At 52.9% G+C, this 14178-nt stretch carries 11 protein-coding genes; 5 read left to right on the top strand and 6 right to left on the bottom strand.

The genetic code is table 11. From position 1 onward, the window contains the following. Positions 1–174: 174 nt before the first annotated feature. Entirely contained in the window at positions 175–1422 is a 1248-nt protein-coding gene (locus MET42_RS0101800) for a hypothetical protein (protein ID WP_019881007.1), read from the top strand. A gap of 53 nt (positions 1423–1475) precedes the next feature. Next, positions 1476–2114 (top strand): thiopurine S-methyltransferase, encoded by a 639-nt coding sequence (gene tmpT / locus MET42_RS0101795; RefSeq protein ID WP_019881006.1) that lies wholly within the window; start codon positions 1476–1478, stop codon positions 2112–2114. On the opposite strand, the gene MET42_RS0101790 is transcribed toward tmpT, so the two are convergent. Beyond that, a complete protein-coding gene (locus MET42_RS0101790) occupies positions 2097–2768 on the bottom strand; it encodes an HAD family phosphatase (protein WP_019881005.1) in 672 nt (223 codons plus the stop codon). The genes tmpT and MET42_RS0101790 overlap by 18 nt on opposite strands. 259 nt (positions 2769–3027) lie before the next feature. Between MET42_RS0101790 and MET42_RS0101785 the strand changes: the two genes are divergently transcribed. After that, on the top strand, positions 3028–3921 hold the full coding sequence (locus MET42_RS0101785; protein ID WP_019881004.1) for an N-acetylmuramoyl-L-alanine amidase: 894 nt from the start codon (positions 3028–3030) through the stop codon (positions 3919–3921). 164 nt (positions 3922–4085) lie between these two features. On the opposite strand, the gene MET42_RS0101780 is transcribed toward MET42_RS0101785, so the two are convergent. The 5 genes from MET42_RS0101780 to MET42_RS0101760 form a co-directional block, all read right to left on the bottom strand. Next, positions 4086–4973 carry a transglutaminase family protein gene (locus tag MET42_RS0101780; protein ID WP_019881003.1) on the bottom strand — a complete coding sequence of 296 codons (888 nt, stop codon included), beginning with the start codon at positions 4971–4973 and terminating at the stop codon, positions 4086–4088. Between the two features lie 9 nt (positions 4974–4982). After that, complete coding sequence (locus MET42_RS0101775; RefSeq protein ID WP_019881002.1) at positions 4983–7523, bottom strand: circularly permuted type 2 ATP-grasp protein; 2541 nt, start codon at positions 7521–7523, stop codon at positions 4983–4985. A 77-nt stretch (positions 7524–7600) separates the two neighbouring features. Continuing rightward, complete coding sequence (locus tag MET42_RS0101770; protein ID WP_019881001.1) at positions 7601–10891, bottom strand: DUF2126 domain-containing protein; 3291 nt, start codon at positions 10889–10891, stop codon at positions 7601–7603. 116 nt (positions 10892–11007) lie between these two features. Continuing rightward, the gene (locus tag MET42_RS0101765) at positions 11008–11850 is read right to left on the bottom strand and encodes an SPFH domain-containing protein (RefSeq protein ID WP_019881000.1); all 843 of its coding nucleotides are present in this window, start codon (positions 11848–11850) and stop codon (positions 11008–11010) included. 70 nt (positions 11851–11920) lie between these two features. Continuing rightward, a complete protein-coding gene (locus tag MET42_RS0101760) occupies positions 11921–12376 on the bottom strand; it encodes an NfeD family protein (protein ID WP_019880998.1) in 456 nt (151 codons plus the stop codon). Between the two features lie 134 nt (positions 12377–12510). Between MET42_RS0101760 and MET42_RS0101755 the strand changes: the two genes are divergently transcribed. Next, a complete protein-coding gene (locus MET42_RS0101755; RefSeq protein ID WP_019880997.1) occupies positions 12511–13077 on the top strand; it encodes a LemA family protein in 567 nt (188 codons plus the stop codon). Between the two features lie 8 nt (positions 13078–13085). After that, positions 13086–13997: a hypothetical protein gene (locus MET42_RS0101750; protein ID WP_019880995.1), complete on the top strand. Its 912-nt coding sequence runs from the start codon at positions 13086–13088 to the stop codon at positions 13995–13997. Positions 13998–14178 lie beyond the last annotated feature (181 nt).

Below are 14178 nucleotides of genomic sequence, written 5' to 3'. Positions count from 1 at the left end.
AGACAGCAAGAAAGCACTAAAACAGGGCAGCCATGGCTGCCCTGTTGCATTTTGTGTGCTGCGAAGCACCCATCACTTTTATGCCAACTCACTGATAGCAATTGGTTTTTTCCGGCAAAGCCAAGTGGAACGCGCCTTGCTTAAACATGGTTTTACATTTAATGTTGAAGCACCATGATTAACTCACTCGACTTTGCCCGCCACGGCGACAAACAAAACTCAGCCTTCTTTGAGGAGTATTTACAAAAGCTGCTTGAAGAGCGCGATCAGATGGGTCTGACGGAGATGATTCAGGAAATTGATGCGCTGATGATCACGGTGGACCCGGATCATTCAATTCAATATATCGCTGAATTGTCTCTGATGACCTCCTACCATTACCTGGTCACGCTGGAGAGTGAGAAACACTGGACGCATGTGTTGCGTATAGACCTCAACTCGCCAGACTTGCTGGTACGCGAGGTCAAAGACCCCAACCTGCGTGGTATTTTCCGTTCACTGAATGAAATTTACCCGGTGGGTGCGCGCAAACCCAATAGCCGCTATATGGGCGAGATTATCCGCGTCAGCAATATGCATGAGGTGGTCAAATTACAGGAAGAGCGCGAATTCCGCTTTTTCACGCAAGACGAGGTACGCAAACTGGAGCTGCCTGGCAATGTGGCGATCAGCAAGCCGTCGCCGTATACGCATAATATCGTTGGCTATATGAAACGAGATCCTGGCGAACTGCGTGTGTATTCACTAGGCATCAGCACCATACGCACCGATGTGCAGGCCGCGTATGAGCAAGCCAAAGACCAGCAAGCCAAGCTGCGTATAGACGACCTGATTCTGCCGGTCGACCACCTGGCCACGCGCGTCTATAGCCAGAACCGTGAAGTGGCGATTCTGGAGTACCTATCCTGGTCCAGCTATTTTTTCTGGGGCGCTTACAATATCTGGGACCAGAACTCCTCAACCAATGTCACCAAGAGTGTGCATGGTTTTGCCGAAACCAAAAGCCCGGCCAAAGTGTTCACCGCCAACAACACGCCCTACTTTGTGAATCACCTGGAGAAACTGCCCTCGCCGACCGAAACCTTTGTACGCAACTATGGCCCGCGCTTGCACCACATTGCTTTATCGGTGAAAGACGGCACGCGCGATGGCAAGGAAAATATCGACTTTGTCGTCAATGCGATTGCCAGCCAGGGCAAAGGCTTTTTGCTGGATGTGATCGGCTCGAAAGAAGAAGGCCTGAAACAGATATTCTCCAATGCCTCGGAGCATTCCTCACTGATTATTGAATACGTGCAACGCTACGATGGCTTTGATGGCTTTTTTACGCGCGACAACGTAGCCAAACTCACGGAAGCGGCCGGCGTGGAAGAAGGCGTGCTGGAAGCGCAAGCCAAACTGAGCCAACTGGCCGGTAAATAAGCTGGCCAGCGTCATGCTTTATACTGGGTGCTATTCCATCACCTGAACACCCTATGCATCACGACTTCTGGCATCAGCGCTGGCAACACCAGCACATCGGTTTTCACTTAAGTGAAGTGAATCCGTTTTTATTGGCGCACTTTCACGCACTAAACTTGCAACCCGGCCAACGGGTGTTTGTCCCCTTATGCGGAAAAACGCTGGACATTCACTGGTTATTGGCGCAAGGCATGCAAGTCGTGGGGGCTGAGCTCAGCGCATTAGCGGTGGATGCATTGTTTGCGGAGCTTAAACTCACACCAAGAGTCACACAATCAGGTGGCCTCAGGCACTATCGTGCCAAACAAATAGAGATATTTCAAGGTGACTTTTTCGCACTCACCCAAGACCAGCTCGGCACCGTGGATGCCACCTATGACCGCGCGGCCCTGATTGCCTTGCCAGACGAGATGCGCAAACAATACTGCCAATCCCTGATGGCCATCACGCAAACGGCACCGCAATTGCTGGTCAGTTTCCAATATGACCAGTCCTTAGTGCCTGGCCCGCCCTTTAGCGTCCACAAAGAAGAAGTAGCCACCCACTATCAGGCACATTATGTGCTGAAAGAGTTAGCCAGCATCACGATGGAAAAAGGCTTGAAAGGACAGTATCCGGCTGAAGAAACGGCCTGGCTACTCAGCCCGCGCTAAGACACAACCGGCCAGGCTGTCATGTTGCTCCAGCCAGTGTTGCAGGCTTTCTACCACTTGATGTGCATGCGCTCTTACCAGTTCGCTTGGCTGCCGCAGATCTGGCACCACTACCACGCGCAAACCTGCGGCAATCGCGGCCTGTGCACCCAGTTCGCTGTCTTCAAACGCAATGCATTCCTCTGCGGGCAATCCCAGTTTTTCCAGCGCCAATAAGTAAATATCCGGGTGAGGTTTACCGCGTTTGACTTCCTGCCCGCTGGTGACATGGCTGAAATAATCCAGTACACCGGTGTGCGTCAAGCGATGGGTGATATGCGGAATCGGCGAAGAAGAGGCCACACTGCAGACAATGCCTTGTGACTGGTAATACTGCAACAAGGCCTGCGCGCCATGTTTGAGCGGAAATGCATGATCGCGCAGTGCTAGAAACGCATTCAAGCCCTGCATCACGTGCTGGAAGTTAGCTTCGCTGCCCAACTGTTGCGTCATCAGCCGCGTGGAATCTGACCATACCCGCCCCACCAGCTCGACATATTCGGCCTGTGTATAAGTGATGCCGATAGTAGCTGCTGCCTGGATGCAGCCTTGCATAATAATGCGCTCGGAATCGATCAGCAGACCGTCCATGTCAAAAATAGCCGCTTTAATCACTGACAATGCTCATGTGCAAATAAAACCCTATTTTACCGCGACTGAGTTGCGGCTAAACACACACTTTTCAGCATATATACGTTTATTTGTCGCCAACATCCAGTCAAATCAACACAACTTAACAAAGGGTGGCTAATATAAAAGCACATGACACCAGCACACCGGCGGTTCATGCCATACAGAGATCGCCACAGTAGCGTGGATGAACAGGTGGCGGCACTTCAATCGACAAAGTATCAAATCGTAAAGGAGCCCCACGATGGACAAAGCAAAACTGTATACCTTGCGCTGGTCAGCCATGCAAATCGCCAGACTGTCTGCCGACCCGAAAGTGGATGCACTGGCACTCAGCCAGATTGAAATCCTGTCGCAATTGCTGGAAGAGCCGGTCCCCGAAGAGTTCAGGCCGCCGGAACCACCCCGCCCCAGTTTGCATCCGGAGGCAGTGGTCTCTGAAAAAAAGCGCTATCCGCTCGGCGAAAGAAAACTGTGGTATCCAGAAGCCGTCGTACGCACGGACATTAAACGCGCGGCACAGGGTGAATACCCAAAATCCTATCCCTATGGCGCCATCGTGCATTTCACCGCCGGACAATATACCAAAGGCCTTGAAAATGCAGTGAGTGCCATTTCGGGCAGCCCGTATTTCTTTTGCTGCATCAGCACCGACGGCAAACTGGTGCAAGCTAATCCGCTCAACCAATGGGGCTATCATGCTGGCGAAAGCGCCTGGACCATCGCTGGTGAAAAACGCAGTGGCGTCTCCAACTTTCTGGTGGGTATTGAAATCACCAATCCCGGGCGGCTCGAAGTACATAACGGCAAGTATTACACCTATTGGGATACCGGCCACAAACAGCCCATAGACGCCAAAAAAGTACGCGTGATTGATCAAAACACCGACAACATGCTGGCCGGTGCTTACTTGCCTTATAGCAAAGCGCAGGAAACCACGCTGATTGAGTTTCTGCTATGGGCCAAAGCAAACAACCCCAGCGTGTTTGACTTTGACTATGTACTCGGCCATGACGAAGTGGCTGGCCCCAAAGGCATAGGCCGCTGGCGCAAAAATGACCCGGGCGGTGCGCTGTCAATGACCATGACTGAATTCAGGCAATTACTCAAGGATGAATATAAACAGCGCTATGGTTAATGATGTGCAGGCAAAAAAATGCCCCGACAAGTCGGGGCCAATCGTAGACTTTACTACTGAATCTACGTCCTCACAGGGGGTAGATTAAACGATGCGCATGCCTCCAGAATTGACTCACATCAAACCGCCTGCTGAAAACGCTGCAAATCGTGCTGAGGGTAAAGCTAAACCGTAGTGTATTCTAGCGGCGTCACCGTGACATTCACGGTCAAATGTTGCTGACCACCACCCAGTACGACGCCACGCATGGGGGATACATCGCTGAAATCGCGGCCCCAGGCCACGGTAATATGCTCTTGCTGCACCAGGCAGTTATTGGTCGGGTCAAAGTCCACCCAGCCATACACCGGGCAATACACCGACACCCAGGCATGTGACGCGTCCGCACCAACCATACGCGGCTGCCCTGCGGGCGGGTGTGTGAGGATATAGCCGCTGACGTAGCGGCATGCCAGGCCCAGTGAACGCAAGGCACCGATCATCAGGTGGGCAAAATCCTGGCAAACACCGCGGCGACCTTTGAGCACTTCATCCAGCGGCGTGGAGATATCTGTCGCTTGCGGGTCAAACTCAAACTCGGAATAGATATGCTGGGTGAGTGCCATGGCGGCGTCCAGCAACGACCGTTGCGGGGTGAAACACTGGCGTGCAAAGCTGGCCAGCGCCTCGCTGACTTGCACCTTGGCCGTGGCATAGACAAAAGGCGTGGCGCTTAAATGTTGCGTGGCCTGCAATTGCAAGGTGTCGTGCACGCTTTCCCAGGCCGGGCTTTGTAATAGTTCAGCCAGGATAGGCCGCGGCTGCACATCCACCTGAAACCGCGACGTCACCTCCAGTGACTCATGTGGCACCAATAAGGTGACGTAATCATTATGATTGCCAAAAAAATCCAGGCGCCGTGACTGCTCGGCAGGCACCGGCTCACAGACCAGCGTATAAGACACACACTGCTGAAAATCCGTCTGGCGCGGCATCATATGCAATAACTGCTGTGACTGGATCACAGGAATATCGTAGCTGTATAGGGTTTGGTGCTCGACCTGATAGCGCATCGCCAGTCCTTAATAACGCGGGATCACCAGCGGACTGGCATAACTGAAGAAACGCAGACTCAGCCGGTCTGACAAGGTGAGTGTGACGGCATAAGTGCGGTTAAGCCACTCGGCCAGTGCGGCATTCCCAACCGTAAAGCATTGATCCGGGTCCAGTTGCAGCAAGGCTTGCCAGCAATCATTGAGCTCGGTGGCAATGCCACCAGCATTATCTTGCGCATCCATTTCTTCCAGATATTTCACCAGGCCTTTAATCTGGAACACCACAGAATTAGGGTTATTGTCGTCCATCAACAGCAGGTCCAGCACCGGCAACCATTCCGGCTGTGCCGCGTAACGGGCACGATAGGTCACCAGGTTATTGGTCACTTGCAACAACCACTCCAGGTTGCTGTGCTGCGGCATGCCCAGTGCGCGGCTGAGCAACACACACATAAACTGCAAGCGCTCAATACGCCGCCCGAGTGACATAAAACGCCAGCCCAGGTCACGCGTCATCCAGTCCATGGCAAAACCGGTGAGCGTGACAAAATGATTGATGGCCTGCTCAATGTAAGACAAGGCGTCTTGCAGGGTGGCATGCTGGTGACGGGTAATAAATAAGCGCGACAACACATTGACGGTACGCCAGTGGTCATTCGAAATACGCTCACGCAGGTTAAATGCCTGCTGGAATAATTGCTGCACACTGGTGGCCAAGCTATTGGATTGTTGTGAAAAGACGGACTGGATCAATAGCGGTTCAATATCATCATCTGCCCATGGCTGCCAGTTGGCCAAGTCTTCTTCGTCCTCGGCACAAGGCAGCAAATCAAACCACTGACACAAACCTTGCATGGTGACCCACTCGCCATCGCGCATTTCTGGCGTGTACTCAAGCAGAGCCCGGATGGTGGCACGCAACATCATGGCTTTTTGCAGGTTGCGCACTGAGTAGCGACCATACCAGAACAGGTTTTCCGCCATGCGGCTCGAGAGATAGGCATTTTCGCGCACCAAGTCCTGGCTGGAATTGGTTTTGCGCAACAGACTGAATGGCGGCTGGCTATCATGTGACAACACCCAGGTATCTTTGCTGGTACCACCACGCTGCATGGTCACTACGCGCGCATCCTTGCCACTGGCAACCCGGGACAAGCCGCCGGGTAAAATCGCATAACCATTCGGTGTGGCAAACGCATACACACGCAGGCTCACGGCGAGCGAACCGATTTGCGGCTGATGCTGGTGGCTGGTGAGCACCGGCGCATGCGAAATATCCACTTGCTCCTGGGCAATATAATGATCAGGCTGCGCCCGTAGCCGCTCAATCAACGACTCTTTTTGGCTGGGATTCAAGTCCTCACCAAAAATGGGCGAAGACCGCACCTGCGGGTAAGCTGGTTTGATCACCAGGTCATCCAGATGCTGGATCACATATTCCAGCGCGGCGGGTTCACCACACCACCAGGTGCCCACCGATGGCATACGCAGCGCTTCACCTAACAATGACTGGCATAAATTGGGTAAAAAGCCGAGTAAAGCGCCAGATTGCAGCAAATTGGCGCCCAGCGCATTGGCGATCAGCACATTACCCAGACGGGCGGCCTGCGTCAGGCCAGCCACGCCCAGCAATGAGTCGGCATTCAACTCCAGCGGATCACAATAATCATCATCAATACGGCGCAAGATGGCATGCACCGGCCGCAGCCCGGCAATGGTTTTTAGCCAGACAATGCCATTGCGCACGGTGAGGTCGCTGCCTTGTACCAGTGGATAGCCCAGATACCCAGCCAGGAAGGACTGCTCATGATAAGTCTCGTTATAAGGTCCGGGAGTCAAAATAACCACCAACGGCGGCTCCCCTTGCCCCAGCGCGGTGATGCCAGGGACAGTCTGTGCCTGATTATCAGCCACCCGGTGTCCCCAGTGCGCCAGACTGTCGCGCATGCTGGCAAAAAAGCCGCTCAGCCGCTCAATATTCAAGTCACGGAACAACTCTGGAAAAGCACTTGAAATAATGGTGCGGTTTTCCAATGCATAGCCCGCACCCGTCGGTCCTTGCGTACGGTCAGACACCACCCACCATTGGCCGTTGGGCGCACGCGCAAGATCGACCGCGTAGTGATGCAAGGCGACATTATCGTAATGCGGTATGCCGACACATGACGGCAAAAAGCCGTTATGGCCGTAAATCAAGGCGGGTGGCAATTGACCGCTGGCCAATAAACGCTGCTCGCCATAAACATCAAGCAACACCTGATTAAGCAAAGTAGCCCGCTGCGCCACCGAAGCAGCAATGTGTTGCCATTCGTCCTGCGGAATAATCAGCGGTAGTACATCCAGGTCCCACGGACGTTGTACGCCATGCGTATCGGCGTAGACGTTATACGTCACGCCGTTATCCCGCACCTGCCTTTGCACCGCCTCAATGCGTTTGCGCATCGCTGTTGGCTCTTCGGACTCAAGCTGTGCCAACAGCGCTTGCCAGTGTGGGCGCGCCTGGCCGTTGCTATCCAACAGTTCGTTGTAGCGGTCAGAAAAATAAAGCTGATTAAGCACTGATTGCATGCTGGGTAAGGGGGCGATCAAAAGCCATTAGTTAACAAAATATATACATCTAGATGACACTCAGTGTAACAGGATGTTCAACCATTGGCCTGCCAGCGCAAGTCCAGGGTGAATGGAAAACGCGGATTGGGTGGCTCTTTTACCACATCCACCTTGCCTGGCGTATGTCCATGCGCCCAGAAACGGGCAAACCGGCGCGCCTCTGCTTCATTGGCATTGACCGGGAAAGTGCTGTAATTGCGCCCGCCCGGATGCGAGACATGGTAAGTACATCCCCCCAGCGACTTTTGACTCCAAGTGTCCACCAGGTCGAATACCAGCGGCGCCTGTACCGGAATCGTCGGGTGCAAGGCGGACCAAGGATTCCAGGCACGGAAGCGGATGCCGGCGACATATTCCCCGGCATTGCCTGTCGCTTGCAGCGGCAGCGGGCGACCGTTACAGGTCACCACATGGCGACCATCCGTCAAGCCGCGCACCCGCAACTGCATGCGTTCGACAGACGAATCCACATAGCGTGCCGTGCCGCCGCCAGATACTTCTTCACCCAGCACGTTCCAAGGCTCTATGGCCTGCCGTAACTCCAGCTCAATACCGTAATAGGCAACCGTACCATAGCGTGGAAAACGAAACTCAATAAATGGCTCAAACCAGCGCTGCTCAAAGGCGTAGCCTGCCGCGCGCAAATCAGCCACCACATCAGCAATGTCCTGCGCCACAAAACTGGGCAGCATCCAGCGGTCATGCAACTCAGTCCCCCAATGCACCAATTTACCGGTGTAAGGTGTTTTCCAGAAACGGGCGACCAGCGCGCGTAACAACAAGCTTTGCAGCAAACTCATGCGCGCGTGCGGTGGCATTTCAAATGCCCGGAACTCGACTAGACCCAAACGCCCGGTCGGTCCATCTGGCGAATACAGTTTGTCGATAGAAAACTCGGCCCGGTGCGTATTGCCGGTTAAATCAACCAGCAAATGCCGCAGTAACCTGTCAACCAGCCAAGGCTGCTGACTCTCCTCACCCGGCGTCAGCATTTTTTCCATCTGCTGGAAAGCAATGCCCAATTCATACAAATTATCGTCGCGCGCCTCATCGACACGGGGGGCCTGACTGGTAGGACCAATAAACGTACCTGAAAACAGGTAAGATAAGGCCGGGTGATTCTGCCAGTAGGTAATCAAACTGCGCAGCACATCCGGGCGGCGCAGCATGGGGCTGTCTGCCGCCGTCTCACCACCCAAGGTGACATGGTTACCGCCGCCGGTGCCTGTATGGCGCCCGTCCAGCATAAATTTCTCTGTGCCCAACCTGCACACACGCGCCGCTTCATACAGTGTACCGGTATTCGCCACCAGTTCCGCCCAGCTTTTAGCCGGGTGGATATTCACTTCAATGACGCCAGGATCCGGCGTCACGCTGAGTAATTTCAAGCGGCTATGGCGCGGTGGCGTATACCCTTCCAGCCACAATTTAAGCTTGAGGTCGGCAGCTGTTTGCTCGATTGCACTGAGTAAATCGAGGTAGTCTTCCAGGCGCGTCACCGGCGGCATAAAGACATATAGGCGCCCTTGCCGCACTTGCACGCACAAGGCAGTGTGAATCACCTCGCGCGCCTTGGGCTGGATGGTTTTGTGTTTAAGCCTGACTTTGGGCGTATTGGTATCGCCCAGCGCGGCTTGTTCGGCAAACGAATCCAGGGTAAATGCTGGCTCAACATCAGCAGGTAACTGCCATGGCAATGAAGACAATGGCAATCGCAAGCCCATCGGTGAGTCGCCAGCCAATAAATAAAGATGTTCGCGCCGCAGCGGCCACTTACTGGTGAGCCACTCACCAGCCGCCTTTGATTCAACTGGCTTTAACGGCATCACATAGCCGACCACCTTGCCCAACCCTTGATTCAGCACATTGGCCAATCGTTTGCGTTCAGCGCCATCGGTCAAATCAGCTTTGAGCGGATCCACATTGTGCGATAACTGCTGCTCCTGCTGCGCCAACGACCAGACATCCTCATAAGCAGGCACCACACAGGCACGCGGAAAACCCAAGATATCGGCCAAATGCGAGACAAAGGCCTGCGCCTGCCTGGCGGTGTAACCATCACTCTCTGACTCAACAGAAAACAGGCTGACATCGCGCCAGACCGGCTTGCCATCTGGCCGCCAGTAGATATTAATCGCCCAGCGCGGCAAAGGCTCACCGGGATACCATTTACCCTGACCGTAATGCAGGAAGCCATTGGGGGCAAAATGTGCCTTGAGCCGCGATGCCAGCTCACCCGCCAACTGCCGCTTGTGTTCGCCCAATGCCAGCGTATTCCACTGCGCGCCATCCATATCATCAATCGACACAAAGGTCGGCTCACCCCCATGCGTCAAGCGTACATCCATTTTGGTCAGCTGTTTGTCGACCTGCTCGCCGAGCTTCACAATGGCCTGCCAGTCCGCTTCACTATACGGCTTGGTCACACGCGGATCTTCATGAATGCGGGTCACCGACATCTCGTGGTGAAAAGTGACTTCAGCGACATCGGTAAACCCGACCACCGGCGCCGCAGAAGAAGGCAATGCGGTGCAGGCAAGCGGAATATGCCCCTCGCCAGCCATCAGGCCTGAGGTTGGGTCCAAGCCGACCCAACCGGCGCCAGGAATAAACACCTCGGTCCAGGCATGCAAGTCGGTAAAATCCACTGCCGTACCACTTGGCCCGTCCAGCGCCTCAACATCGGCTTTAAGTTGTATCAGGTAACCGGACACAAAACGTGCAGCCAGGCCAAGGTTGCGCATAATCTGTACCAGTAACCAGGCCGAATCCCTGCAAGAACCCGTGCGTTTTTGCAAAGTTTCTTCCGGCGTTTGAATGCCTGGCTCCATGCGCACGGTATAGCCAATATCGCCTTGCAAACGCTGATTCACCGCGACCAGAAAATCCACGATGCCAATCCCGGGTTGCACCACCTGCTGGCGAATGTGCGCCATCCAGCCTTGCAACAAAGGCGTCATCGGCTCAGCCTGCAAATAAGCGGTTAACTCAAACGCCTGTTGCTCAGTGTAATTGAACGGAAAGTGTTCAGCATATTTCTCCACAAAGAAATCAAACGGATTGATCACCGTCATGTCCGCCACTAAATCGACCGTAAAGTCGAGTTCGCGCACCATTTCGGGGAATACAAACCGGGCGATGTAATTGCCGTAAGGGTCTTGCTGCCAATTGATAAAGTGTTTTTCAGGCTTCACGCTCAGTGAATACGACAACACAGGCGTGCGTGCATGCGCGGCAGGCTTCAGGCGGACTTCGTGAGGAGACAGATTGACCAGGCGGTCGAACTTGTAACTGGTGCGGTGATGCAAAGCAACGCGGATAGCCACTGCTACTCCTTATTAGAATTATGGTTCTGAGCAGTGAGATGCAGGAAATATGCCAGTTGCGCCAGCATAAGCGCTAGCGCAACCGAAGAAGATTTTTTAAATCACTAGTTGCAGCACTATTTACCGCCGCCTACCAGGCTTTTCACGGCGCTGACGACATCGCCTGGCATGACCACAATTTTACTGTTATTGGAGTCAGCCATTTTTTGCAAGGACTGAATGTAGCGATCCCCCAATAGAAAGGTCGCTGAAGCATTATTTTCTTTCACCGCCTCAGCAATCATCTTAATCGCCTCAGCGGAGGCATTAGCACCCACCATTTGCGCCTCGGCATCTTTACGCGCCGCTTCCAGGCGCGCTTCCGCGTTCAGAATCAACGACTGTTTGGCGCCTTCCGCCTCGGTCACCACCGCCACACGCTCACGCTCGGCAGCGGCTTGTCTTTCCATGGCGTCCTGCATATTGGCAGAAGGTTTGATATCCTGAATCTCGACGCTTTTCACCGTCAGGCCCCAATCCAGCGCCTCATCGGCAATGGCTTCCTTAAGTTCGGCCTTGATGCGGTCACGCGAAGTCAACGCGTGGTTTAAATCCATGCCGCCAATAATCGAGCGCAAACTGGTTTGCACCATATTGCGCATGGCTTCGCGGAAGTTTTCAATACCATAGACGGCACGTTCGATATTAGTGACTTTGATAAACGCCACCGCATTGGCCAGAATCACCGCATTATCGCGCGTGATCACCTCTTGCTCTGGCACATCCAGAATAATGTCCTTGGTGGTGACTTTGTAACTGACTGTACTCAAAATCGGGTTAATCACATGCAAGCCTGGCACTAAAATGCCAGCAAACTTGCCTAGGCGCTCAACTACCCACTCCTCGCCCTGCGGCACAATACGTACGCCTTTAACGATGGCAATAATCGCCAATATCAATATGATGATGCTGATTTCCATGTGTATTCCTCTAGTGAAAAATATTGAGCTGCTGCATTCAGCAACCCCAAAAGTCTTGGGCTAGTGTCGCTTAGTGTTGTCTCAGTGGCGCAACACGCAAGCCATTGCCTTCCACTGCCATGATTTTGGCAGGCTGATCGATAGCGATGTCTACGTCCGCATAGGCGGTCCATTCTTTACTGCCCATCACGCCTTGGCTAAAACGAATTTTGCCTGGCTGTGCCGGGCTGACGGCAACGGTGATCACGCCCTGACGACCGATCTCCTCACCCTGTGCCTGCCCGACACGCGGGGCCGGATGGGCTTGTTCCCGCTTGCGCCAGATGGCGACGGCCAATACGGAAAAAATGGCATAGATGACGATTTGCCAAGCAAGACTAAAGGCTGGGAATAACCAGGAAAACAATGCCATGACCAAGGCGGCGACGCCTGGCCAAAGCAAATACAAAGTACCGGACATCATTTCCAGACACAATAAAATCAGGCCGATAACGCCCCAACTCCAGACCAGTTGCACGGTGCTCACCTCTCTATTGTTTTTAATATATCCTATCAGAAAAGAACGTATTCTTGCTGCCTATTGCATACATGGCAATCACGCTGCTTGTATTAGCATGCCCTAGACTATCCGTTTAACATCGTTACCAAACAAGGAGAATTATGGAGATCGTCACCTTAGTCATATTCGCAGTTTTAACGCTTTATATCATCATGCTGTATAACAGTTTAGTCAGCGTTAAAAACAACATTGCCAAAGCCTGGTCGAATATTGAAATACTGCTGAAGCAGCGTCATGACGAGTTGCCTAAACTCATTGATACCTGCAAGCAATACATGAAGCATGAACAAGAAACCCTGGAAAAGGTCATGTTAGCCAGGTCACAGGTGTCTAAAGCGCAGCAGTCACACGACATAAACGCCTTGGGGACAGCCGAAGGTGCATTGCGCACAGGCTTAGGCAATCTGTTTGCCCTGGCAGAAGCGTATCCTGAATTAAAAGCCAACGAGAATTTTCTGCATTTGCAATCCCGTATCAGCGGGCTAGAGAACGCCATTGCTGACCGTCGTGAGTTTTACAATGAAAGTGTTAATATCAACAACGTACGTATCGAACAGTTTCCCGATCTGTTAGTGGCGAAACTATTTAACTTTCCACGCTTTGAGCTCATGCGTTTTGCCAGCGAAGAACTGCGAGACATCGATATCGGCAAACGCTTTAATAGTTAAGTTGTACTATGTTGCAGTTTTTACGCGGTCACGATAACGACGCGATCACATCCGTTGGCCACCTGACCTTGTTGCTGATGGCCGTGTATGCCCATAATCAAAGAGTATGGATAGGCTGTTGCAGTTTGATTGGCCTCATCAGCCTCTGGGCCTGGGCAGCTAACTACCAAAGATGTCGCGTCATTTCAGATACACCGACCTCACGCATCGCCTCCGCTGCTCAAGGCTATGTTGAATTGTATGGACGTACTGCGATGGCGTACAACAATCTACTCATCAGCCCCTACAGCCACACGCGTTGTATTTGGTACCGTTATCGCGTCTATGAAAAAGAAGACAAAGGCTGGCGCCAGGTCAGCAATCATACCAGTGACAGTACGATAGAGATTAGCGATGGCACGGGCAGCTGTGTGATCGATCCAGATCATGCAGAAGTCATTGCGCCCGATCGCCGGGTGGTAAACCAAGGCAGCTATAAATACGTGGAGGAGCTGCTGAGAAGCGACTCAGTTTATGCCTTAGGCGAGTTCGCGACCATAGGCGGCGCTAACTCCATACTCGACTTGAAATCAGATGTGGCTGCCTTGCTGGCATCCTGGAAGGAAAACAAACAATCATTGTTACAGCGCTTTGACCTCGATGGTAATGGCGAGATTGATTTTAAAGAATGGGAATTAGCACGCAGGGCGGCTATGCGTGAAGTCGAGAAAGAACATAGAGAGATCCGCGCATCAGATGGCGTCCATGTGATGCGGGCACCAAAAAATGGCCGACCATTTCTATTATCCAACCTATCACCACAAAAGTTACGCAATACCTATCGATACTGGGGTGCCGTGCATTTAACTATTCTCTTTCTGGCAGTGGCAGGCGCACTATGGTTCTGGCAAGGCCATACACTGATCGAATTGTTTACTTAAGTGTCTGAAAGCGCCCAATGTAAGAAGTCGTGTTGTCTATCAGTGGATTGTACTCGGTGGCATTCAGTCCACGGTCAGGCAGCCGCCTGCCCAAGCCTCACCACCAGCATCCTGCCTGCATAAACCGCCCCTGAGCAACTATGAATATTTGAAGGCATGGTATTACTACTTGTGTCAAAAT

Origin of the sequence: Methylophilus sp. 42, assembly GCF_000384155.1 — a bacterium.
Lineage (GTDB): Bacteria > Pseudomonadota > Gammaproteobacteria > Burkholderiales > Methylophilaceae > Methylophilus.
The sequence above is the reverse complement of the archived record's forward strand: the minus strand, read 5'-3'. Positions and strand labels throughout refer to the sequence as shown.